This is a genomic window from Microbacterium sp. gxy059 (genome assembly GCF_050958665.1).
Classification (GTDB): Bacteria; Actinomycetota; Actinomycetes; order Actinomycetales; family Microbacteriaceae; genus Microbacterium.
In genome coordinates this window covers 40,517-61,475 of sequence record NZ_JAMXWT010000004.1, presented here as the reverse complement: position 1 = coordinate 61,475, position 20,959 = coordinate 40,517, and the positions used below count along the sequence as shown (strand labels likewise).

The following is a 20,959-nucleotide window of genomic DNA, read 5'->3' as shown; positions in this document are numbered from 1 at the left end:
GCCCCTCACCGCATTACACTCGAACCCATGAGCACGCCACTCGACCGTCCCGACAGCGGGGGCACCGCGCTCCTCGACCGCGAGCTCGAGGAGCTTCTCAACGAAGAGACCCAGGAGCCCGGCGACCACGAGCGCTTCTCGCACTACGTGCAGAAGGAGAAGATCCTCGAGTCGGCCATCACCGGCAAGCCCGTGCGGGCGCTCTGCGGCAAGAAGTGGACGCCGGGCCGAGACCCCGAGAAGTTCCCGGTCTGCCCGACCTGCAAGGAGATCTACGAGTCTCTGACCTCGTAGACCGTCGGGATCGCCGGATCCGACTTGCTGAGGGCGAGCGCCCGCACCGGGAGCTCCTCCCGCACCGCCAGGTGGTGCGCGCGAGCGGCGCGCACGCCGTCCGCGCCCTCGTGGGCGTCGTCAAAGGATCCCGATCGCACGTATCCGACCTCGAGCGGACGCGCATCCCCGGCCTCGGCGTCCGCGCCGAGCACGAGCTCGGCGACGGCGCGGCCGTTCGCGAGCCGGCGGAACGCGGTCTTGCGCCCGCCGACGGAGCCCTTCCCCTCGGCCTTCTTCGCGACCGACTCCCACTCGCCGGCGCCGTTCTCGCGGGCGACGAGCTTGTAGACGAGACCCGCCGTCGGGTAGCCCGAGCCCGTCACGACCGACGTCCCGACGCCGTAGGCGTCGACGGGGGAGGCGGTGAGCGCGGCGATCGCGTACTCGTCGAGGTCGCTCGTCACCGTGATCGTCGTGTCCGTCGCGCCGAGAGCGTCGAGCTGGTCGCGGACGGCGGCGGCGACCAGGGGGAGGTCGCCCGAGTCGATGCGCACGCCCCCGAGCGAGGGGCCGGCGATCTCGACCGCGCGGCGGACGCCCTCCGCGATGTCGTACGTGTCGACGAGCAGCGTCGTGTCGGATCCGAGCGCCGCGATCTGCGAGCGGAAGGCGTCCTGCTCGGTGTCGTGCAGCAGGGTCCACGCATGGGCGGCCGTGCCCATCGTCGGGACGCCCCAGCGGCGTCCGGCCTCCAGGTTGCTCGTGGCCGTGAAGCCCGCGATGTGGGCGGCACGGGCCGCCGCGACGGCGCCCTCCTCGTGCGCCCGGCGCGACCCCATCTCGGCGAGCGGGCGCTCTCCCGCGGCGATGCTCATGCGCGCGGCCGCCGTCGCGACGGCCGAGTCGTAGTTGAGCACGCTCAGCGCGAGCGTCTCGAGGATGACCGCGTCGGCGAAGGTCCCCTCGACGGTGAGGAGGGGAGATCCGGGGAAGTACAGCTCGCCCTCCCGGTAGCCCGTGATCGAGCCCGAGAACCGGTAGCCCTCGAGGTAGGCGAGCGCCTCGTCGCTCACGATCCGGCGGTCGCGCAGGAAGCGCAGCTCGTCGTCGCCGAAACGGAAGTCGCGCAGGAGCGACATGAGCCGCCCCTGTCCGGCGACGACGCCGAAGCGCCGACCGCCCGAGAGCCGGCGACCGAACAGCTCGAACACGCAGCGGCGATGGGCCGTCCCGTCGCGGAGCGCGGCGTCGAGCATCGTGAGTTCGTACTGATCGGTGCGGAGTGCCGTCGATGCGGTCATCCCGTCACTCTAATGCGCGCGGATCCCGGGACGTCGGACCCGGCGACGTAGGCTGGGAGCGTGGACAATTCTCCGATCGGGATCTTCGACTCGGGAGTCGGCGGTCTCACCGTCGCCCGCGCCGTGAGCGACCAGCTGCCCCGGGAGTCGATCCTCTACATTGGCGACACGCTGCACTCGCCGTACGGGCCGAAGCCGATCGCCGAGGTGCGGCGCTACGGGCTCGAGGTGCTCGACGCGCTCGTCGACCAGGGCGTCAAGATGCTCGTGATCGCCTGCAACACGGCGTCCGCCGCCCTGCTGCACGATGCGCGCGAGCGCTACGACGTGCCGGTCGTCGAGGTGATCCGCCCCGCCGTGCGCACGGCGCTCGCCACGACTCGATCGGGGAGGATCGGCGTGCTCGGCACGGTCGGCACGATCGCGTCCGGCGCCTACCAGGACATGCTCCAGGTCAACCCCGGCGTCGAGGTCTTCGCCCAGGCGTGCCCCCGCTTCGTCGAGTTCGTCGAGAGCGGGATCACCGACTCGCCCGAGCTGCTCGCGGTGGCCGACGAGTACCTCGCCCCTCTGCGGAGGGCCGAGGTCGACACCCTCGTGCTCGGCTGCACGCACTATCCGTTCCTCAAGGGCGCCATCAGCTACCTCATGGGTCCGGGCGTCTCGCTCGTCTCGAGCGACAGCGAGACCGCGAAGGACGTCTACAGCGGCCTCGTGCGCGGCGACCTGCTCGCGGGATCCGATGCGGTCTCCTCCCGCACCTACGAGGCCACGGGCGCCGACTCGGGGGCGTTCATCGATCTCGCCAACCGACTCCTCGGGCGCGAGGTGCGCGACGTGCGCCTCGTGCGCACCGGACAGATCGACCTGTCCGAGCTGCGCGCCGCCCTCGACGACTGACCAGACACACCGACCGTAAGGAACACCGATGACCCAGCGCGCCGACGGCCGTGCCCTCGACCAGCTCCGCCCCGTGACGATCGAGCGCGGCTGGAGCAGCCAGGCGGAGGGATCCGCCCTCATCAGCTTCGGCGGGACGAAGGTGCTGTGCACGGCGTCCTTCACGAACGGCGTGCCGCGCTGGCTCACCGGACAGGGGCGCGGATGGGTGACGGCGGAGTACGCGATGCTCCCGCGCGCGACGAACGAGCGCAGCCAGCGCGAGAGCGTGAAGGGGAAGATCGGCGGACGCACCCACGAGATCTCCCGCCTCATCGGACGCGCGCTGCGCGCCGTCGTCGACACGCGGAAGCTCGGCGAGAACACCCTCGTCGTCGACTGCGACGTCCTGCAGGCAGACGGCGGCACGCGCACGGCGTCGATCACGGGCGCCTACGTGGCCCTCCACGACGCGATCGAGTGGGGGCGCGCGCAGGGCTTCGTCGCCCGTCGCGCCGAGCCGCTCGCCGACAGCGTGCAGGCGATCTCGGTCGGCATCATCGACGGCGTCCCGATGCTCGACCTGCCGTACGTCGAGGACTCCCGTGCCGAGACCGACATGAACATCGTGATGACGGGATCCGGCAGCTTCGTCGAGGTGCAGGGCACCGCCGAGGGCGCACCCTTCGACAAGGAGGAGCTCGACCGCCTGCTCGAGCTCGGGGCGAAGGGCTGCGCCGACCTCGCGGTCCTGCAGCGCGAGACGCTCGCGGGCGCTCGCTGATGACCTCGCAGGTGGTGCTCGCCACGCACAACCCGCACAAGGTCGCGGAGTTCCAGGCGATCGTCGCGCAGGTGCGCCCCGATCTCGAGGTCGTGAGCTACGACGGCCCCGAGCCGGTCGAGGACGGCACGACGTTCGCGGAGAACGCCCTCATCAAGGCCCGAGCGGCGGCGGCGCACACGGGGCTCGTCGCGCTCGCGGACGACTCGGGGATCTGCGTCGACGTGCTCGGCGGGTCGCCCGGCGTGTTCTCCGCCTACTGGGCCGGTCACCGCAAGGATGCGCGGGCGAACCTCGCGCTGCTGCTCGACCAGCTGAGCGACCTCGCCCGCGATGAGGACCGATCGGCCCAGTTCCGGTCGACGATCGCCGTGGTGTCGCCCGGCGGCTCCGAGCACGTCGTCGAGGGCGTCTGGCCCGGCCGCGTCGCCCGGGAGCCGCAGGGCGAGCACGGCTTCGGCTACGACCCCGTCTTCATCCCCGACGGCGGCGATCGCAGCGCCGCGGAGCTGAGCCCCGAGGAGAAGAACGCCGCGTCGCATCGGGCCCGCGCCTTCGCGGCCCTCGGCGACGTGCTCCGCGACCTCTGAGCGGATCGCGGCGGATCAGCGCTCTCGGAGGACTTCCCTCAGCACGGTCGCATGGTTCACCCGCTCGTCGCGCGCGCCGTACACGAGCGTGACGACGGGGTGCGCCGCGATCGTCCGAGCGAGGTCGTCGAGTGCCGGGCTGTCGTCGAGCTCGGCGCGGTACCGGCGCGCGAACTCGTCGAACCGGTCGGGATCGTGATCCCACCACGTGCGCAGGTCCGGGGAGGGCGCGACCTCCTTGTCCCACTCGTCGAGGGCGGCGCGCTCCTTGGAGACGCCGCGCGGCCAGAGCCGGTCGACGAGCACGCGGAACCCGTCGGCCTTCTCGGCGGGGGAGTAGACCCGCTTGAGGCGGATGTCGTCGGCCATGATGACTCCCTTCGGTGACGGAGCCGACGCTACTCCTCCCCTCCCGCGAGCGCGGAGCGGCTCGTCGCCGTCGCCTCGAGCGGCATGCCGGAGGGGACGAGGATCGCGGGCAGGGGAGGGCGCCAGGTCGCGGCGACCGTGACCCGCACGGACGACCCGCCCCTGACCTCCGCGGAGACGAGCCGGGCGTCGTGCCGCGCCGCATCGACGATGTCGCGCGCCTGCCCCTCCGCCGCCGTCTCGTCGACGACGGTGCGGACGCCGCCGTCTCCGGAGGCGAGGACGAAGCCGTCGGCGGCGGCGAGGGCCGCGGCATCGGCGACGGCGTCGAGCTGGCGCTGCGCGAGGTGCAGGGACGCGCCGCACACGCAGACGAAGAGAGCGGCCAGGGCGAGGGCGGCGTAGGCGATCGCGAGGACCAGCGTGCTGCCCTCGTCGTCCTCGACGGGCGACGGATGCCGGTCGCGCCACGCGGTCACGGCGACGTCTCCGCGAGGCGGGACGCGCGGAAGACCGCGGTGGCGTCGACGGGCACCGCGAGACGCTCCCCGAGCCCGAGGAACCCCGGCACGAGGGGGAGCGGGACGCGGTCGGCCACCGTGACCGACACGGTCGATCCGGCCGTCGGGCACTCCGGCCCCTCCGGCAGGCAGGTCACCCGCACCTCGAGCGCGTCCGGGTCGAGGCCGTACGCGTCGGCGACGGACGCGAGCACCGCGTCGGGAGGCGCGTCCTGACCGCCGGCGATGGACCGTGCGACGAAGCGCGCGCTCGCCTCGACTCCGAGGGACGCGTTCTGGATGGCTCCGAGGGCGATGACGAGGTAGGCGATGGGCACGAGCAGGAGCACGCCGACCGTGAGGAACTCCAGCGACGCGCTGCCGTCGTCGTCAGTCCAGGCTCTCGCGCGGGGCATGCGCGACCACCTCCAGCCCGCGCGGCACGCCGAGCAGTCCCGCCAGCGGAAGCGTCGTCGTGAGGCGCACCGTCACCGACGGCGCCCCCGCCCGGTCGGTCAGCTCCGCCCGCGCGCCGCGGGCGAACCCCTCTCCGAGGGTGCGGGTGATCACCCGCTCGGCGAGCGCGGCCCCCTCCTGCGGATCCACGTCGGCGAGGGCCGCGTGGTGCGCGCCCTCCACCGCGGCGTCCTGAGCCACGTTGCGCACGTACAGGGCGAGGCCGAGTTGGAGGACCGCCAGGGTGAGCGCGGTGAGGAGGGCGCCGACGAGCACGAACTCGACGGGCGCCGACCCGCGCTCGTCGTCGATCATCCGATGCCCGTGACCCGGTCGATCGCCTGCTCGAACAGGCCCGTGAGAGCCGGACCCGCCAGAGCCCAGAGGAGCATCACGAGGCCCGCCGTCATCAGAACGATGAGGACCCAGCCCGCGATATCGCCTTCCTCGTCGTCGCGGAGCTCGCCCCAGGCGGTGCGGGCGCGCCGGAGCCCCCTGTCGAGTCGTGCCGAGAGTGTGTTGATCATGGTCGCCTTTCTGTCGGGGCTCAGCCGAGGCCGAGCCGGAGCATGATGATTCCGGGGAAGATCGCGAAGAGGACGCTGAGGGGGAGCAGGCCGAAGATCAGAGGGATCATCATGAGGATCTCCTTGCGGCCGGCCTGCTCGATGAGACGGCGCTTGGCCTCCTCGCGCGCGTCGGCGGCCTGCGCCTGCAGGGTCTGGGCGAGCGGCGACCCGCGGTCGATCGCGGCCACGACATGATCCACCGCGCGCGTGAGGGCGGGGATGCGCAGACGCTGGGCCATCTGCTCGAGCGCATCGGCGAGCGACGAGCCGGTGTCGACCGCCACCACGACGGCGCGCAGCTCGCGCGTGAACTCGCCGGAGCCGATCGCCGCGACGCGGCGCACGCTGGACAGGACGCCCTCGCCGGCGGAGAGGCACAGCGCGAGGAACTCGAGGACGGTCGGGAGCTCCTCCTCGATCCTGGCCACCCGCGCCGCCGCCTGACGGGCGAGCAGCGCGTCGCGGGCGAAGGTGCCCGCGACGAGGCCGATCACGGGAAAGAGGATCGCCGGGCCCGAGAAGCGGCCGGCGGCGCCGAGGACCACGAGCGCTCCCGCGCCGACCGTCGCCCCCGCGATCGCCCAGCTCAGCTGCCGCCCCCGGAACGCCGCCGGGTCGAGCCTCGAGGAGGCCTGCGCGAGCCGCCGTTCGACCGCGTCTCCCGACCCGACGAGCCGCGCGAAGCGATCCTGCAGATCGGACCAGACGGCGCGGACGCCTCCGACCAGCACCGCCGTGGGATCGGAGGGGGCCTCCTCGAGCGCGCGCCCCGCGGGATGCGTGACGTCGCGCACGTACGGAGCGAGCCGCGCCACGAGAGGCCGGGCGCGCCAGGCGGGAAGAGCCGCCGCGAGGCACCAGAGGCCGCCGCCGAGAGCGCCGCCGAGCACGATCGCGATCGCGATGTCGGTCACGCCGCTCACGCGAACCACCGCCGCGGCTCGGGGAGACGCCCGATGCGGAGCATCACCCGGTAGGCGACGAACGAGACGACCGCGCCGCAGAGGATCAGGACGATGCCGCCCGGCGTCGCGTAGGCGTGCGCTCCCTCGGGACGCAGGGACAGCAGCGCGAGGATCGCCCAGGGGGCGACCACGCCGAGAACGGCGGCCCCGCGCGTCCACGACTGACGCGACTCGACCTCTCCGCGGAGGGACACGTCGGCGCGCACCGAGGCCGACAGCGCGCGCAGCACGGGCACGAGCTCCGCGCCGCCGACCTCCCTCGCCATCCGGAGCGTCTCCACGATCCTGTCGCACATCGGATCGGCGATCCGCTGCTTGAGGCGGTCGATGCTCGTGGAGAAGTGCCCGCTCGCGCGCATGTCTCGATCGAAGTCGGCGAAGGGCTCGCGCAGAGCGGCGGGCGCCGAGTCGGCGAGGCTCGCGACGGCCTCGGGGAGGGACAGCCCCGCCCGCACGGATCCGACGAGCAGGTCGCAGACGTCGGGCCACAGCGCGCGGCGCTGACGGACGAGGCGCGCGGCGCGCGAGCGCAGCCAGAGCACGGGAGCCGCCCCCGCCGCGCCTCCCGCGAGCACGGCGATCACCGGGATCCCCGTGACGAGCCAGGCCGAGGCCGCGGCCAGGAGCCCTGTCGCGGCCATGCCGACGAGGAGGACCCGGGGCGCGACGCGGCTGAGCCCGGCCGCCCCCAGCAGCGCCTGGAGCCGGCCGTCCGCCGGCCGGCGGCGGGGCGCGCGCCGCGTCGCGCCGACTCCTCGCGGCCAGAGCCAGGGGGCGGCGACGAGCACGAGGCCCGCGCCGAGCAGGCACCCGAGCAGCACGGTCACGCCGCGCGCTCCCCGCGCCGCTGCGCGCGCCTCAGCGGAGCCCGCTCCGCTCGCTCGACCGGAGGCGGATCGCCCGTGTAGCGGCTGCGGATCTCCGCGACGCCGTCGACGATCAGCCCCGTCGGCTCGACGATCTCGGCGACGTAGCGGCGCCCGTCCGCGGTGCGGGCGCAGTGCACCACGAGATCGACAGAGCTCGCCACCGCGGGCAGCACGAAGTCGCGGTCGATGTTGCGCCCCGCCAGCAGCGGCAGGGCGGACAGCTTCACGAGCGCGTCGGCCGCCGAATTGGCGTGGATCGTCGCGGCTCCGGGCAGGCCCGTGTTGAGCGCGAGCAGCAGATCGAGCGCCTCCGCATCGCGCACCTCGCCGATGACGAGCCGATCGGGTCGCATGCGCAGCGCCTCCTTCACGAGACGCCGCAGCGTGATCTCCCCCGTGCCCTCGAGGCTCGGCTGGCGACCCTGCATCGCGACGAGGTCCTCCCTCTCCACCGCGAGCTCGAAGGTCTCCTCGACCGTCACGATGCGCTGCTCCGGCGGGCAGGCGGACACGAGCGCGCCGAGCATCGTCGTCTTGCCCGCGTGCGTCGCGCCGGACACGATCGTCGACCGTCCCTCGCTCATCGCGGCCGTGAGCAGCTCCGCGGCGGAGCCGGAGAGGGCCCCGAGCTCGACGAGGCGATCGAGAGAGGCGGCACCCGGCAGGAACTTCCTGATGTTCACCGCCCACGAACCGCGGGCGATGCCCGCCAGGACCACGTGGAGCCGGGAGCCGTCTGGCAGCGACGCGTCGACGAACGGCTCGGACAGATCGATGCGCCGGCCCGCCTGATGCAGCATCCGCTCGACCATGTCGCGGATCCCGTCGCCCGTGAGCTCGAGATCGAGGCGCTCGGGCACCCCGCCGCGGGCCGCGAAGACCCGCGAGGGCGAGTTGATCCAGATCTCCTCGATCGTCGGATCATCGAGAAGCGGCTGCAGGGGGCCGTAGCCCGCCACCTGCGCCACGGTGCGCTGGACGCAGCCGTGCACGTCGTCGATCGTGCGCTCGCCGCGGGCCAGGGCGTAGTCGTTGTGGCGCCGCACCTCGGCGAGGGCGAGCCGCCGCACCTCGTCGATCGAGACGTCTGCGCGGCCGCGCACGGCCTGATCGGAGCGGATCCGCTCGCGCACCCGCTCGATGATCGCCGTCTGCTCGCTGCTCACGCCGACAGCGTGGCAGAAACGCCGAGAGCGCCGCGGAAGTTATCCACAGGGCGGTGCCCGGGCCGGCGATCGGGCGCGGCCTGCGGCCCTCCTAGACTGGTGGGCACGCGGGAGTGGTGAAATCGGCAGACACGCAGGATTTAGGTTCCTGTGCCTCACGGCGTGCGGGTTCGAGTCCCGCCTTCCGCACGGCCTCGAGCGTCAGGCGTCTGGCATGCGCCGCGGCACCCAGCGCAGGAAGGCGAAGGTCCCCGCCACGGCGATGCCGCCGATGAGGCCCGTCGCCACGGAGAGGGAGGCGAGGGCCGCGACTCCGGACACGATGAGCGGCGTCGACGACGCCCCGGCGTCGGTGATCGTGCGCCACGCCCCGAGGAAGGCGGCCGGATCCTCGCGCGGGGCGGCATCGGATCCCAGCGTCATGAGGGCCCCTGACGACAGCCCGTTCCCGATGCCGATGACGATCGCGAACGCCCCGAACCACAGCGTCGCCTGCGGAAGGTCGTGGGTGAAGGCGAGGCACAGGAAGCCCAGGCCCATCGTCAGCTGCGCGGGCACGGTCGCCCAGAGGCGGCCGAAGCGGTCCATGACCTGGCCGCTCGCGTAGAACAGCGAGAACTCGACGGCGCCCGCGAGGCCGATCAGCAGCGACAGCGCGGCCGGATCCATGCCGATCGACACGCCCCACAGCGGCAGGATCGCCTTCTGACCCACGCGCACGGACGCCAGCGATGCGGCGGCGAGGCCCAGCCGCGCGAGCACGCGGCGGTTGTCGCGGATCGTGCGGACGAGTCCGGCGGAGCGGCGCGGGGGAGCGGCCGAGGCCGAGGATCCGAGGCGCTCGCGCTCGGCGGCGTACGCCTGCTCTTCCGGGTCGGGGCCGAAGGCCACCAGCAGGCCGACGGCGACCACGCACACGGCGAAGAAGGCGAACGTCGCGCGCGGGTCGTCGAACAGCCAGACGAGGCCAGCCGCCACGAGCGGACCCGTGAAGGTGCCGAGGCGGAAGGATCCGCCGACGAGGGCGAGCGCCCGCGCGCGGAAGGCCACGGGAGCGCGCGTCGTCATGAAGGCGTGCCGCGCCAGGGCGAAGGCCGCCGCGCAGACCCCGACGACGAGGACGCACGCGGCGAGCACCCCCACGTGCGCGGAGAGCGACATCCCGCCGATCGCGAGGAGCAGCGCGGACGAGGCGAGGAGCATCGTCCGACGCTCGCCGATCCGCGAGACGAGCCATCCCGCCGGCATGTTCCCGCAGAGCTGGCCGACCATGAGGGCCGCGGCGACGAGGCTCGCGGCGGGGATGCTCGCGCCCATGTCGACGGCGATCGTCGGCAGCACGGGCGCGATCGCGCCCTGCCCCATCGAGAAGAGCGCCGTGGGAGCGTAGATCATGGGCCAGAATCGTCGGATCGCCTCGGCCGCCGCCCCGCCCGGTTCGCGTTCGTCGCCCATCACCCGCAAGGTTAGGGCACGTCGCGGCGGATCCTCGATTCGGCGCGATAGGCTGAAACGTCATGTTTGAACTCGATCTTTCCGCCGACATCCAGGCGCTGCGCACCACGTTCGACAACATCCGAGAGGTGGTCGATGTCGACGCGCTGCGCGCGGAGGCCGACGAGCTCGAGAAGCAGGCCGCCGATCCCGACCTCTGGAACGACCAGGAGAACGCGCAGAAGGTGACGAGCGCGCTCAGCCACCGCAAGGCGCGCATCAAGCGCGTCGAGGGCGTCGGCCAGCGGCTCGACGACCTCGAGGTGATGGTCGAGCTCGCCACCGAGATGGAGGACGAGGAGACCGCCGACGAGGCCAGGGCCGAGGTCGCGGCGCTCGAGAAGGTCATCAGCGACCTCGAGGTGCAGACGCTGCTCGACGGCGAGTACGACGAGCGCGCGGCGATCGTGACCATCCGATCCGGCGCGGGAGGCGACGACGCCACCGACTTCGCCGAGATGCTCATGCGCATGTACCTGCGCTGGGCCGAGAAGCACAGCTACTCCGCGAAGGTCCTCGACACGACCTACGCCGAGGGCGCGGGCATCAAGACGGCGACCTTCGAGATCGACGCGCCGTACGCGTTCGGCACGCTCTCGGTCGAGGCCGGCACGCACCGCCTCGCCCGCATCAGCCCCTTCGGGTCGGCGGACAAGCGCCAGACGAGCTTCGCGGCGGTCGAGGTGATCCCCCTCATGGAGGAGGCCACAGAGGTCGACATCCCCGAGAACGACATCCGCATCGACGTCTTCCGCTCCTCGGGCCCCGGCGGCCAGTCGGTGAACACGACCGACTCGGCCGTGCGCATCACGCACCTCCCGACGGGAATCGTCGTGTCGATGCAGAACGAGAAGTCGCAGATCCAGAACCGCGCCGCCGCGATGCGCGTGCTCCAGAACCGCCTCCTGCTGCTGCAGAAGGAGGAGGAGGCCGCCAAGAAGAAGGAGCTCGCGGGCAACATCACCGCGAGCTGGGGCGACCAGATGCGCTCGTACTTCCTCTACGGCCAGCAGCTCGTGAAGGATCTGCGTACCGGGCAGGAATCCGGCAACCCGACCAACGTCTTCGACGGCGACATCGACGCGTTCATCAACGCGGGCATCCGCTGGCGCAAGCGCAAGAACGACGACTAACCTCACGGTATGTCCAGGCCAGAAGACGACGCGCTGAGCTGGGACGGCGACGACGATCCGACGCTCGTCCCCGGTCCCGTCGACGAGCCGTCCGCGAGCGGTCCCGCTGTCGAGCCGGAGCTCGCAGACGCCCCGGTCGGCGACGCGGAGGCGCCGGAGCCCACGGGGCTCGGCAACGTCGCCCTCGTCTCCTACGGGGTGCTCGGCGGCGTCTACGCGCTCTGGATCGCCGGGTGGATCCTCGGATCCCTGCGGCTGCGCGCCTGGATCGAGACGGCGACGGGGAGCGTGGCCGACGTCATGTTCCACGCCAGCATGGTCCTCGCGATCGCGGCCCCCGTGCTGTGGTTCTTCACGGCGGTCGTCGCGACGAGGCGCCGGACGACAGGGACGACGTTCCTCTGGCTCGGCATCGGGCTCGTGCTGCTCGTCCCCTGGCCCTTCGTGATGGTGGGGGTGATCGGGCAGTGAGCGACGTCGCACCCCGGCGCCGGCAGGCGCCCGGCTGGTTCATCGCCTCGATCGCCGGCTTCTTCGGTCTGTTCTACGCCTACGCCGTCTGGGCGGGGGTGGCGTATCTCGTCTCCATGGCGCAGTACGCCTCCGCGGCGGGCGGATCCCTCACCCCGATCGCCTGGGTCGCCATGATCATGACCATCGCGATCCCCGTCGGCGTCTTCGCGCTCGCGGTCGCCATCGGGCGGCGCCGGGAGGCGTGGAAGCTCCTCCTCATGCTGCTCGTGGGCCTCGCGGTCGTGGCCGTCTTCTGGCTCGACGTGCAGGCGTTCACCTCGACGCAGCTCGTCTTCGCCTGAGCGCCCGGTCGGGAACGGCCGCTCGTCGGGTCTAGGCTGGTGGCGCGGTCGCGCCCGACCTCACGGCTCGCGACCGGTCCACCGCAGCGTCACACCGAAGGATCCACTGTGCCGAAGCCCGTCGTCCTGCTCGCCGAACAGCTGTCGCCCGCCACGATCGAGGCCCTCGGGCCCGACTTCGATGTGCGCTCGGTCGACGGAACCGATCGCCCCGCCCTCTTCGCCGCCCTCGCCGAGGCGAACGCCGTCCTCATCCGCTCCGCGACGAAGATGGATGCGGAGGCGATCTCGCACGCGCCGCAGCTGAAGGTGATCGCCCGCGCGGGCGTCGGCCTCGACAACGTCGACATCAAGGCGGCGACCACCGCCGGCGTCATGGTCGTCAACGCCCCGACGTCGAACATCATCTCCGCGGCCGAGCTCACCTGCGGCCACATCATCGGCCTCGCGCGCCACATCCCCGCTGCGAGCGCGTCGCTCGCCGCGGGGGAGTGGAAGCGCAGCTCCTTCACGGGCACCGAGTTGTTCGAGAAGACGCTCGGCATCGTCGGTCTGGGCCGCATCGGCGCGCTCGTCGCCGAGCGCATGCGCGGATTCGGCATGCGCCTCGTCGCGTACGACCCCTACGTCACCGCGGCTCGCGCCCAGCAGCTGGGCGTCGAGCTGCTCGACCTCGACGACCTCGTCGCGCAGGCCGACTTCCTCACGATCCACATGCCGAAGACGCCCGAGACGACGGGCATGATCGGCCAGGCGCAGCTGAAGGCCATGAAGCCGACCGCCTATGTGCTCAACGTCGCCCGTGGCGGACTCATCGACGAGGAGGCCCTCGCCGAGGCCCTCGCGGCGGGCGAGATCGCCGGGGCGGCTCTCGACGTGTTCACGAGCGAGCCGCCGGCCGACGCGTCGCTCACGGGGCTCGCGGGCGTCGTCGCGACGCCGCACCTCGGCGCGTCGACCGCCGAGGCGCAGGAGAAGGCCGGCGTCTCGGTCGCCCGGTCGGTCAAGCTCGCCCTCGAGGGCGACCTCGTCCCGGACGCCGTCAACGTCGCGGGCGGCGTGATCGATCCGTTCGTGCGCCCCGGCATCTCGCTCGTCGAGCAGCTCGGCCAGGTGTTCAGCGCTCTGTCGCAGTCGGGGCTCGTCAGCCTCGACATCGAGGTGCGCGGCGAGCTCGCCGACTACGACGTGAGCGTCTACAAGCTCGCGGCTCTGAAGGGCATCCTCGCGAACGTCGTCAGCGAGACGGTCTCGTACGTGAACGCGCCGGTGTTCGCCGAGCAGCGCGGCATCGAGACGCGCATGACCGTGGAGAAGGAGAGCCCGCTCTTCCGCAACCTCACGACGCTGCGCGGCACCCTCTCAGACGGCACCGTCCTGAGCGTCGCCGGCACGCTCGCGGGTACGCAGATGGTGCCGAAGATCGTGGGCATCAACGGCTACGAGCTCGACGCGCCGCTCGCGAAGCACCACATCGTGATGCTCTACGCCGACCGTCCCGGCGTCGTCGCGATCTACGGCGACGTGTTCGGCCGCGCCGGCATCAACATCGAGGCGCTGCAGGTCGCGAGCTCCGACACCACCGACGAGGCGCTGTCGGTCGTCACGGTCGACGCGCGCGTGCCAGACGAGGTCGTCGCCGAGATCGGCGAGCGCATCGAGGCGAGCGTCGTGCGCCAGGTCGAGATCACCGAGGACTGAACCGTCAGGCGCCTGCGCCCCGTCGGCCTCGGCCGGCGGGGCGCAGGCCTGTCCCGCCAGGGAACGAGAAAGGGGATCCCCGTCTTGAGCCTGTCGACGGATGCGATCGCGACCGACGGGCCCCGCGCCGACTGGCGCGGGTGGGCCGCGCTCGTCGTGCTCATGCTCCCCGTGCTGCTCGTCTCGATCGACAACACGATCCTCAACTTCGCCCTGCCCGCGATCGCGCGCGATCTCAAGCCGTCGAGCGCCGAGCAGCTATGGATCATCGACGCCTACTCGCTCGTGCTCGCCGGCCTCCTCGTGACCGCCGGGTCGCTCGGCGACCGCATCGGGCGGAGGCGCATCCTCCTCCTCGGCGCGGTCGGGTTCACGCTCGTCTCCATCGGCGCCGTCTTCGCGCCCTCCGCCGGGTGGCTCATCGTCGCCCGCGCCGCGATGGGCGTCTTCGGCGCGGCGCTCATGCCGTCGACGATGTCGCTGCTGCGGTCGACGTTCCGCAACCGCGACCAGCGTCGGATCGCCCTCGCGGCGTGGGCGGGCATGTTCGCCGCGGGCGGCGCGCTCGGGCCCATCGTGGGCGGCTTCCTCATCGAGCACTTCCCCTGGCAGAGCGTGTTCCTGCTCGCCGTGCCGATCCTCGCGCTCATGCTGGCGCTCGCGCCCTTCCTCCTGAAGGAGAGCCGCGATCCGGAGCCCGGGCCGATCGACGGGTGGGGCATCCTCCTGTCGATGCTGGCGCTCGCCCCGCTCGCCTACGGCACCAAGGAGATCGCCGTCGTCGGCGCCGCGGGCCTCGTCCCGGTCTCCGCGGGGCTCGCGTTCGGGTGGCTGTTCGTGCGCCGACAGCGCCGCCTCCCGCATCCGATGCTCGACATGACGCTGTTCCGACGGCCGAAGTTCTCCGGATCGCTCGCGGTGAACCTGTGCTGCATCATGGCGCACATCGGGTTCCTGTACTTCGTCTCGCAGCACCTGCAGATGATCGTGGGGCTCACCCCGATGTGGGCGGGCATCGCGCTCATCCCCGGGGCAATCACCTCGATCGCGGCGGGATTCGCGGTGACGCCGATCGCCCGCCGCGTGCGCGCGTCGATCGTCGTCCCCTCCGCTCTCGTCCTGGGCGTCGCGGGGCTCCTCCTCGTGGCCGCCGCGGGCGCTCACGACGTGTGGATGCTCGTTCTCTCGTTCGTCCTGCTCGGCGCGGGTCTCGGCGCGGCCGAGACGGTGTCCAACGAGCTCATCATCTCGTCCGCGCCGCCGGCGAAGGCGGGGGCCGCGAGCGCCGTCAGCGAGACGGCGTACGAGTTCGGAGCCGTGCTCGGCACCTCCATCCTCGGCGGGATCCTCACGGCCTGGTATCGCGTCACGCTGCGGATCCCGGAGGGCGTGCCCCACGACGCGGCCGAGCATGCGCGGGAGACGCTCGCGGGCGCGATGAACGAGGCCGAGGCGCTGGGCGGCGACGTCGGCGACGCCCTGCGGCAGGCGGGGGCCGCCGCGTTCGACGACGGCGTCGTCGCGACCTCGCTCATCAGCGCGGGTCTCGTCGTGATCGCGGGCGTCGTCGCGGCGACTACTCTGGGAAGAAGCCGGAAGCCCGCCTCGTCGTGACGCCTCCGGCGAACGCATCTGTTCAGCGAGGAGTGCCATGTCGCGTGTCGTCAAGCTTGCCGTGATCCCGGGCGACGGGATCGGACCCGAGGTCATCGCCGAGGCCGAGAAGGTCCTCGACCGCGCGACGCGCGACGGCGACGTCGTGTTCGAGAAGACCCGGTTCTCGCTCGGCGCGGATCGCTATCTCGCGACGGGCGACGTGCTCACGGACGCCGATCTCGACGCGATCCGGGGCCACGATGCGATCCTCCTCGGGGCCGTGGGCGGCGTGCCGAACGATCCCCGCCTCACGGACGCGAACATCGAGCGCGGGCTGCTCCTCGGGCTGCGCTTCGCGCTCGACCACTACGTGAATCTGCGCCCCTCGAAGCTCTACCCGACCGTCCCGGGTCCGCTGCGCGAGCCGGGCGAGATCGATTTCGTGGTCGTGCGCGAGGGCACGGAGGGCGCCTACGTGGGCAACGGCGGCGCCCTGCGCGAGGGAACGCCCCACGAGATCGCGAACGAGCTGAGCATCAGCACGGCGTACGGCGTCGAGCGCGTCGTCCGCTACGCCTTCCAGCTCGCGGAGCGCCGCCGCGGCGCCCTGACGCTCGTGCACAAGACGAATGTGCTCGTGAACGCCGGATCCCTCTGGGCGCGCATCGTGCGCGCGGTGGGCGAGGAGCACCCGGATGTCGCCGTAGACTACATGCACATCGACGCGGCGACGATCCACATGGTCGACAACCCCAGCCGCTTCGACGTCATCGTCACCGACAACCTCTTCGGCGACATCCTGACCGACCTGGCCGGCGCGATCACCGGCGGCATCGGTCTCGCCTCGTCCGGCAACCTCAACCCGGCGGGCGAGTTCCCCTCGATGTTCGAGCCCGTCCACGGCTCGGCGCCGGACATCGCGGGCCAGGGCACGGCCGACCCGACCGCGGCGATCGGCTCGGTGGCCCTCATGCTCGACCACCTCGGACTCGCGGACGAGGCCGCGCGCGTGACCCGCGCGATCGAGCAGGACATCGCCGCCCGGGGCGCCGCTCCCCGCACGACGGCCGAGATCGGCGACGCGATCGCCTCCCTGATCACCGCGTGACACGAAGGATCCTGCGCTGCAGCGCAGAGACAGGAAGAACCCACAGGCATGACTGATCCCGCTCCGGAGCGCCTCGCGTTCCAGGTCACCCGCAATCTCGCCGCGACGCCGAAGGGGGAGCGCGAGAAGGCGCTCGAGAGCCCCGGCTTCGGCACCATCTTCACCGACCACATGGTCGACATCTGCTGGTCCGAGAAGGGCGGCTGGCACCGCCCCCGCGTGCAGCCGTACGGCCCGATCTCGCTCGACCCTGCCGCGGCCGTCCTGCACTACGCGCAGGAGGTCTTCGAGGGGCTGAAGGCGTACCGCCACGCCGACGGCGGCATCTACACGTTCCGCGCCGACCAGAACGCGAAGCGCTTCAACCGCAGCGCCCGGCGCCTCGCGATGCCGGAGCTGCCGGAGGAGTTCTTCCTGCAGTCGCTGCACGAGCTCATCGCGGTCGACGGCGACTGGGTGCCCTCGGGGGAGGAGCAGACGCTGTATCTGCGTCCGTTCATGTTCGCCAAGGAGGCCTTCCTCGGGGTGCGTCCCGCGAAGAAGTACACCTACTGCCTCATCGGCAGCCCGTCCGGCGCCTACTTCACGGGCGGCGTCACGCCGATCACGATCTGGCTCAGCGAGACGTACGCGCGCGCCGCGGAGGGCGGCACCGGATCCGCGAAGACGGGCGGCAACTACGCTGCGAGCCTGCTGCCGCAGGCCGAGGCGGCCGAGCGCGGATGCGACCAGGTGGTGTTCCTCGACGCGCACGGCAACGTCGAGGAGCTCGGCGGCATGAACATCGTGTTCGTGAAGAAGGACGGCACGCTCGTCACGCCCGACTCGGGCAGCATCCTCGACGGCATCACCCGCAACTCGCTCCTCGAGCTGGCCGCCGAGCGCGGCCACGCGATCGAGCGCCGTCCCGTTCCGCTGTCGGAGTGGCGCGAGGGCGTGGCGTCGGGCGACATCGTCGAGGCGTTCGCCTGCGGCACCGCCGCAGTGGTCACGCCGATCGGCGCGCTGAAGGGCGAGGGCTTCGACGACGTGCAGCCGACGGGCTCCCTCGGCCTGTCGCTGCGCGAGGAGCTCACGGACATCCAGTACGGGCGCCGCGAGGACGCGCACGGCTGGCTGCGCCGCCTCGACGCCTGACGTCCTCGTCCCCTCTCGCTCCGCCCGCCCCGGTCCGCCGGGGCGGGCGGAGCGCGTAGGGTGGGCAGGGTGAAGATCGCGCGCTTCAGCCACAACGACGCCATCCGCTACGGCATCGTCGACGGGATCGAGCTCGTCGTGCTGCAGGGGGATCCGATCCTCGCGGGCTACGAGACGACGGGGGAGCGGGTCTCGCTCGCCGACGTCGCGCTGCTCGCCCCCGTGATCCCGCGGTCGAAGGTCATCGGCGTCGGCCGCAACTACCGCGACCACGCGACCGAGCTCGGCAACGACGTGCCCGCCGAGCCCCTGCTGTTCCTCAAGCCCAACACGGCCGTGATCGGCCCGGGCGACGCGATCGTGCGTCCGCCCCAGTCGCAGGACACGCAGTGGGAGGGGGAGCTGGCGATCGTCATCGGCCGCATCGCGAAGAACGTCGCGGCGTCCGACGCGGCCGACTACGTCTTCGGATACACCGTCGCCAACGACGTCACGGCGCGGGATCTGCAGAAGCCCGACCGCCAGTGGGCGCGGGCGAAGGGCATGGACACGTTCTGCCCCCTCGGGCCGGCCATCGAGACCGAGCTCGACCTCGCGGGCGGCGAGATCATCACGCGCGTCAACGGCGAGGAGCGTCAGCGGGGATCCTTCCGCGACATGATCTTCGACGTGCCGGCGATCGTCGAGTACGTCTCCGCCGCCTTCACGCTGCTTCCGGGCGACGTGATCCTCACCGGCACGCCGGCGGGCGTGGGGCCGTTCGTCGCGGGCGACGTCATCGAGGTGGAGGTGCCGCAGATCGGCACGCTCCGCAACGTGGCGCGCGACGCGTAGCCCGCGTTCTCCCGGGGCGCGCGGCCTAGGATGGGGACGATGTCTTCTGCACCTGATCCCCGCACCACCCAGGCCACCGGCAGCGACGTGCGCGTCCGCTTCTGCCCGTCGCCCACCGGCCTGCCGCACGTCGGCCTCATCCGCACGGCCCTGTTCAACTGGGCCTACGCGCGCCACCACGGCGGGAAGCTCGTCTTCCGCATCGAGGACACCGACGCGAACCGCGACAGCGATGAGAGCTACGCGCAGATCCTCGACGCGCTGCGCTGGCTGCGCATCGACTGGGACGAGGGCGTCGAGGCCGGCGGACCGCACGCCCCCTACCGGCAGTCCGAGCGCCACGACCTGCACCGCGAGGTGCTCGACGCGCTCATCGAGAAGGGCCTCGTGTACGAGAGCTTCTCGACGGCGGAGGAGATCGACGCCCGCAACGAGGCCAACGGCCGTCCGAAGCAGCAGGGCTACGACAACTTCGACCGCGACCTCACCGACGAGCAGAAGGTCGCTTTCCGCGCCGAGGGGCGTCAGCCCGCCCTGCGCCTGAAGGTTCCTGACGAGGACATCACGTACGTCGACCTGATCCGCGGCGAGGTGACCTTCCCGGCGGGATCCTTCCCCGACTTCGTGATCGTGCGCCCCAACGGCATCCCGCTGTACACGTTCGTGAACCCCGTCGACGACGCGCTCATGGGCATCACGCACGTGCTGCGCGGCGAGGACCTCATGCCCTCGACGCCCCGCCAGATCGTGCTGTACCGCGCCCTCATCGAGGCCGGCGTGACCGACTTCATCCCGCAGTTCGGCCACATGCCGCTCGTGCTGGGCGACGGGAACAAGAAGCTCTCGAAGCGCGACCCCCGCGCGGACCTGTTCCTGCAGCGCGACAAGGGGTTCATCCGCGAGGGCCTGCTGAACTACCTCGCGCTGCTCGGCTGGTCGATCGCGCCCGATCGCGACGTGTTCTCGCTCGACGAGTTCGTCGCCGCGTTCGACATCGCCGACGTCAACCCCAACCCCGCGCGATTCGACCAGAAGAAGGCCGAGTCGATCAACGGCGACCACATCCGCCTGCTCGACGCGGACGACTTCGCCGCGCGTCTCGAGCCGTACCTCACCCAGGCGGGCGTCTTCGGCGGCGAGCCGACCGACGACGATCGCGCCCTGGTGCGCGCGGCCGCGCCCCTCGTCCAGTCGCGCATGCAGCTCCTGGGCGACGCCCCGGCGATGCTCGGATTCCTGTTCGCCGACGAGCTCGAGTACGACGAGGACGCCGTCGCGAAGCTCTCCGACGACGCCCCGCAGGTGCTCACGGCGAGCATCGCCGCGCTGCAGTCGCTCTCCGACGAGGAGTTCCGCACGGAGGCGATCCAGGACGCCCTGTCGACCGCTCTGATCGACGGGCTCGGGCTCAAGCCGCGCGTCGCCTACGCGCCGCCGCGCGTGGCCCTGTCGGGCCGCCGCGTCTCGCCGCCGCTGTTCGAGTCGATGGAGCTCCTCGGCAAGGAGGTCACGATCTCCCGCCTGCAGATCCTCGTCGACCGTCTCGCCTCGGCGGCGTAGAGCGCGACACGCCCCGGCCGCAGGGCGGGTTTGGCCGCGTCGCAGACGTGAGCTAAGCTAGTCACTTGTGACGGCCCAGGCCGGAGCGCCCTTGGGGTATGGTGTAATTGGCAACACGGCTGATTCTGGTTCAGTTGTTCTTGGTTCGAGTCCAGGTACCCCAGCCAAGATGAGAAAGGCCCCCGGATGATCCGGGGGCCTTCTCGTTTCCCCGCTTGGATGGGTCCGTCCGCCGCTCGCGGCCCTCAGCTGTCGGCGTTCTCCTGCCAGAACAGGTGCGCATCGCGGGCCAGGTCATCGTCGCGGTGCGAGTTCAGGGCATCGAACGCCTCCAATGCTCGGGCCACGCCGCCGTCGGTCTCGGTGACGACCAGGACGGGATCCGCTCCCTGGCGCGCGAACGCGCCCCTGACCGTGTCGGATCCCAGCGCCGCGACGAGAGCGCGGTGCGATCCGTCGACCCACTCCCTGCTCTAGAGCGGCATGTCGTCATCGCCCTCCGCGGTGAGCTGCGGGTGCGTCTCCGCCCACTCCCCGAGCTCGGACGACAGCGCGGCCAGGGCGTCATCGGCGACATCCACGCCCGACTCGTCGGGCCGCCAGCGCCAGTACCGGGCGTCTTCCGGGTCGGCCGCGGGGTCGGCGATCGCGGCGAGGCGGGACTCGGTCTGCACGAGCAGCCCGGGCACGGCGCCGCCGTCGGCCACGGTGACAGCCGCCCCGTAGATCCGCCCGCTCGCGACGTCCGCGGGCAGAGCATCCACCGCGGCGGCGATCGCCTCCGCCCAGCGGCGGCTCCAGTCGTCGAGGAAGTCGGCGACGGCGTCCATGGCGCATACGCTACCGAACCTCGTGCG

Annotated in this window: 24 protein-coding genes and 2 tRNA genes; 15 read left to right on the top strand and 11 right to left on the bottom strand. The window is 71.9% G+C overall.

The window, feature by feature from the left end:
- Positions 1–27 precede the first annotated feature (27 nt).
- Complete coding sequence (locus tag NHL53_RS04165; protein ID WP_433775449.1) at positions 28–294, top strand: DUF3039 domain-containing protein; 267 nt, start codon at positions 28–30, stop codon at positions 292–294.
- Here NHL53_RS04165 and NHL53_RS04160 read toward each other — a convergent pair.
- Complete coding sequence (locus tag NHL53_RS04160) at positions 273–1,577, bottom strand: nicotinate phosphoribosyltransferase (protein WP_433775448.1); 1,305 nt, start codon at positions 1,575–1,577, stop codon at positions 273–275. The genes NHL53_RS04165 and NHL53_RS04160 overlap by 22 nt on opposite strands.
- Before the next feature lie 60 nt (positions 1,578–1,637).
- Between NHL53_RS04160 and murI the strand changes: the two genes are divergently transcribed.
- From murI to rdgB, 3 genes are read left to right on the top strand one after another with little or no spacing between them, the layout of a single operon-like run.
- A complete protein-coding gene (murI, locus tag NHL53_RS04155; protein ID WP_433775446.1) occupies positions 1,638–2,477 on the top strand; it encodes a glutamate racemase in 840 nt (279 codons plus the stop codon).
- Between the two features lie 28 nt (positions 2,478–2,505).
- Positions 2,506–3,240, top strand: a complete 735-nt coding sequence (rph, locus tag NHL53_RS04150; RefSeq protein ID WP_433775444.1) for a ribonuclease PH — start codon at positions 2,506–2,508, stop codon at positions 3,238–3,240.
- Positions 3,240–3,830, top strand: a complete 591-nt coding sequence (gene rdgB / locus NHL53_RS04145) for an RdgB/HAM1 family non-canonical purine NTP pyrophosphatase (protein ID WP_433775442.1) — start codon at positions 3,240–3,242, stop codon at positions 3,828–3,830. Before rph ends, rdgB begins: the two co-directional genes overlap by 1 nt.
- A gap of 15 nt (positions 3,831–3,845) precedes the next feature.
- Here the strand turns inward: rdgB and NHL53_RS04140 are convergent, their stop codons facing one another.
- Genes NHL53_RS04140 through NHL53_RS04105 form a run of 8 tightly spaced genes read right to left on the bottom strand, consistent with a single transcriptional unit; the run spans position 3,846 to position 8,724 of the window.
- Positions 3,846–4,199 carry a DUF488 domain-containing protein gene (locus NHL53_RS04140; protein ID WP_433775440.1) on the bottom strand — a complete coding sequence of 118 codons (354 nt, stop codon included), beginning with the start codon at positions 4,197–4,199 and terminating at the stop codon, positions 3,846–3,848.
- 29 nt (positions 4,200–4,228) lie between these two features.
- The gene (locus tag NHL53_RS04135; protein WP_433775437.1) at positions 4,229–4,678 is read right to left on the bottom strand and encodes a hypothetical protein; all 450 of its coding nucleotides are present in this window, start codon (positions 4,676–4,678) and stop codon (positions 4,229–4,231) included.
- Complete coding sequence (locus NHL53_RS04130) at positions 4,675–5,115, bottom strand: TadE family protein (RefSeq protein WP_433775435.1); 441 nt, start codon at positions 5,113–5,115, stop codon at positions 4,675–4,677. Before NHL53_RS04130 ends, NHL53_RS04135 begins: the two co-directional genes overlap by 4 nt.
- Complete coding sequence (locus NHL53_RS04125) at positions 5,090–5,470, bottom strand: TadE/TadG family type IV pilus assembly protein (protein WP_433775433.1); 381 nt, start codon at positions 5,468–5,470, stop codon at positions 5,090–5,092. The genes NHL53_RS04130 and NHL53_RS04125 overlap by 26 nt, the downstream gene beginning before the upstream one ends.
- Entirely contained in the window at positions 5,467–5,682 is a 216-nt protein-coding gene (locus NHL53_RS04120) for a hypothetical protein (RefSeq protein ID WP_433775431.1), read from the bottom strand. Before NHL53_RS04120 ends, NHL53_RS04125 begins: the two co-directional genes overlap by 4 nt.
- A gap of 20 nt (positions 5,683–5,702) precedes the next feature.
- Positions 5,703–6,638 carry a type II secretion system F family protein gene (locus tag NHL53_RS04115; protein WP_433775429.1) on the bottom strand — a complete coding sequence of 312 codons (936 nt, stop codon included), beginning with the start codon at positions 6,636–6,638 and terminating at the stop codon, positions 5,703–5,705.
- 5 nt (positions 6,639–6,643) lie between these two features.
- Positions 6,644–7,516, bottom strand: a complete 873-nt coding sequence (locus NHL53_RS04110; RefSeq protein WP_433775427.1) for a type II secretion system F family protein — start codon at positions 7,514–7,516, stop codon at positions 6,644–6,646.
- Positions 7,513–8,724: a CpaF family protein gene (locus NHL53_RS04105; RefSeq protein ID WP_433775425.1), complete on the bottom strand. Its 1,212-nt coding sequence runs from the start codon at positions 8,722–8,724 to the stop codon at positions 7,513–7,515. The genes NHL53_RS04110 and NHL53_RS04105 overlap by 4 nt, the downstream gene beginning before the upstream one ends.
- A gap of 107 nt (positions 8,725–8,831) precedes the next feature.
- Here NHL53_RS04105 and NHL53_RS04100 point away from each other — a divergent pair.
- Positions 8,832–8,913: transfer RNA gene (locus NHL53_RS04100), tRNA-Leu, on the top strand.
- Between the two features lie 12 nt (positions 8,914–8,925).
- On the opposite strand, the gene NHL53_RS04095 is transcribed toward NHL53_RS04100, so the two are convergent.
- On the bottom strand, positions 8,926–10,179 hold the full coding sequence (locus NHL53_RS04095) for an MFS transporter (protein WP_433775423.1): 1,254 nt from the start codon (positions 10,177–10,179) through the stop codon (positions 8,926–8,928).
- A 62-nt stretch (positions 10,180–10,241) separates the two neighbouring features.
- Here NHL53_RS04095 and prfB point away from each other — a divergent pair, with 62 nt between their 5' ends.
- The 10 genes from prfB to NHL53_RS04045 all read left to right on the top strand — a co-directional run bounded on the left by prfB (position 10,242) and on the right by NHL53_RS04045 (position 20,269).
- On the top strand, positions 10,242–11,351 hold the full coding sequence (gene prfB, locus NHL53_RS04090; protein WP_433775421.1) for a peptide chain release factor 2: 1,110 nt from the start codon (positions 10,242–10,244) through the stop codon (positions 11,349–11,351).
- A gap of 9 nt (positions 11,352–11,360) precedes the next feature.
- Positions 11,361–11,822, top strand: a complete 462-nt coding sequence (locus tag NHL53_RS04085; RefSeq protein ID WP_433775419.1) for a DNA polymerase III subunit gamma/tau — start codon at positions 11,361–11,363, stop codon at positions 11,820–11,822.
- Complete coding sequence (locus NHL53_RS04080; protein WP_433775417.1) at positions 11,819–12,166, top strand: hypothetical protein; 348 nt, start codon at positions 11,819–11,821, stop codon at positions 12,164–12,166. The genes NHL53_RS04085 and NHL53_RS04080 overlap by 4 nt, the downstream gene beginning before the upstream one ends.
- A 108-nt stretch (positions 12,167–12,274) precedes the next feature.
- On the top strand, positions 12,275–13,867 hold the full coding sequence (serA, locus tag NHL53_RS04075; RefSeq protein WP_433775415.1) for a phosphoglycerate dehydrogenase: 1,593 nt from the start codon (positions 12,275–12,277) through the stop codon (positions 13,865–13,867).
- Positions 13,868–13,942: 75 nt separating this feature from the next.
- Positions 13,943–15,481 carry an MFS transporter gene (locus NHL53_RS04070; RefSeq protein ID WP_433775602.1) on the top strand — a complete coding sequence of 513 codons (1,539 nt, stop codon included), beginning with the start codon at positions 13,943–13,945 and terminating at the stop codon, positions 15,479–15,481.
- A gap of 37 nt (positions 15,482–15,518) precedes the next feature.
- On the top strand, positions 15,519–16,571 hold the full coding sequence (locus NHL53_RS04065; RefSeq protein ID WP_433775413.1) for a 3-isopropylmalate dehydrogenase: 1,053 nt from the start codon (positions 15,519–15,521) through the stop codon (positions 16,569–16,571).
- A gap of 48 nt (positions 16,572–16,619) precedes the next feature.
- The gene (locus tag NHL53_RS04060) at positions 16,620–17,708 is read left to right on the top strand and encodes a branched-chain amino acid aminotransferase (protein ID WP_433775411.1); all 1,089 of its coding nucleotides are present in this window, start codon (positions 16,620–16,622) and stop codon (positions 17,706–17,708) included.
- A 69-nt stretch (positions 17,709–17,777) separates the two neighbouring features.
- Entirely contained in the window at positions 17,778–18,542 is a 765-nt protein-coding gene (locus NHL53_RS04055) for a fumarylacetoacetate hydrolase family protein (RefSeq protein ID WP_433775409.1), read from the top strand.
- 39 nt (positions 18,543–18,581) lie between these two features.
- Positions 18,582–20,102 (top strand): glutamate--tRNA ligase, encoded by a 1,521-nt coding sequence (gene gltX, locus NHL53_RS04050; protein WP_433775407.1) that lies wholly within the window; start codon positions 18,582–18,584, stop codon positions 20,100–20,102.
- Positions 20,103–20,194: 92 nt separating this feature from the next.
- Positions 20,195–20,269 (top strand) — tRNA-Gln (locus NHL53_RS04045).
- 306 nt (positions 20,270–20,575) lie between these two features.
- Here NHL53_RS04045 and NHL53_RS04040 read toward each other — a convergent pair.
- Positions 20,576–20,932, bottom strand: a complete 357-nt coding sequence (locus NHL53_RS04040; protein WP_433775405.1) for a hypothetical protein — start codon at positions 20,930–20,932, stop codon at positions 20,576–20,578.
- Positions 20,933–20,959: the final 27 nt, after the last annotated feature.

What these genes read in the sequence shown, in the direction of transcription:
- NHL53_RS04130 (WP_433775435.1), bottom strand. Translation starts at nt 5,115, where the DNA reads ATGCCCCGCGCGAGAGCCTGGACTGACGACGACGGCAGCGCGTCGCTG.
- NHL53_RS04065 (WP_433775413.1), top strand. Translation starts at nt 15,519, where the DNA reads ATGTCGCGTGTCGTCAAGCTTGCCGTGATCCCGGGCGACGGGATCGGA.
- gltX (WP_433775407.1), top strand. Translation starts at nt 18,582, where the DNA reads ATGTCTTCTGCACCTGATCCCCGCACCACCCAGGCCACCGGCAGCGAC.
- NHL53_RS04085 (WP_433775419.1), top strand. Translation starts at nt 11,361, where the DNA reads ATGTCCAGGCCAGAAGACGACGCGCTGAGCTGGGACGGCGACGACGAT.
- NHL53_RS04165 (WP_433775449.1), top strand. Translation starts at nt 28, where the DNA reads ATGAGCACGCCACTCGACCGTCCCGACAGCGGGGGCACCGCGCTCCTC.
- NHL53_RS04120 (WP_433775431.1), bottom strand. Translation starts at nt 5,682, where the DNA reads ATGATCAACACACTCTCGGCACGACTCGACAGGGGGCTCCGGCGCGCC.
- NHL53_RS04060 (WP_433775411.1), top strand. Translation starts at nt 16,620, where the DNA reads ATGACTGATCCCGCTCCGGAGCGCCTCGCGTTCCAGGTCACCCGCAAT.
- NHL53_RS04140 (WP_433775440.1), bottom strand. Translation starts at nt 4,199, where the DNA reads ATGGCCGACGACATCCGCCTCAAGCGGGTCTACTCCCCCGCCGAGAAG.
- NHL53_RS04125 (WP_433775433.1), bottom strand. Translation starts at nt 5,470, where the DNA reads ATGATCGACGACGAGCGCGGGTCGGCGCCCGTCGAGTTCGTGCTCGTC.
- prfB (WP_433775421.1), top strand. Translation starts at nt 10,242, where the DNA reads ATGTTTGAACTCGATCTTTCCGCCGACATCCAGGCGCTGCGCACCACG.
- rph (WP_433775444.1), top strand. Translation starts at nt 2,506, where the DNA reads ATGACCCAGCGCGCCGACGGCCGTGCCCTCGACCAGCTCCGCCCCGTG.
- NHL53_RS04040 (WP_433775405.1), bottom strand. Translation starts at nt 20,932, where the DNA reads ATGGACGCCGTCGCCGACTTCCTCGACGACTGGAGCCGCCGCTGGGCG.
- NHL53_RS04095 (WP_433775423.1), bottom strand. Translation starts at nt 10,179, where the DNA reads ATGGGCGACGAACGCGAACCGGGCGGGGCGGCGGCCGAGGCGATCCGA.
- NHL53_RS04160 (WP_433775448.1), bottom strand. Translation starts at nt 1,577, where the DNA reads ATGACCGCATCGACGGCACTCCGCACCGATCAGTACGAACTCACGATG.
- rdgB (WP_433775442.1), top strand. Translation starts at nt 3,240, where the DNA reads ATGACCTCGCAGGTGGTGCTCGCCACGCACAACCCGCACAAGGTCGCG.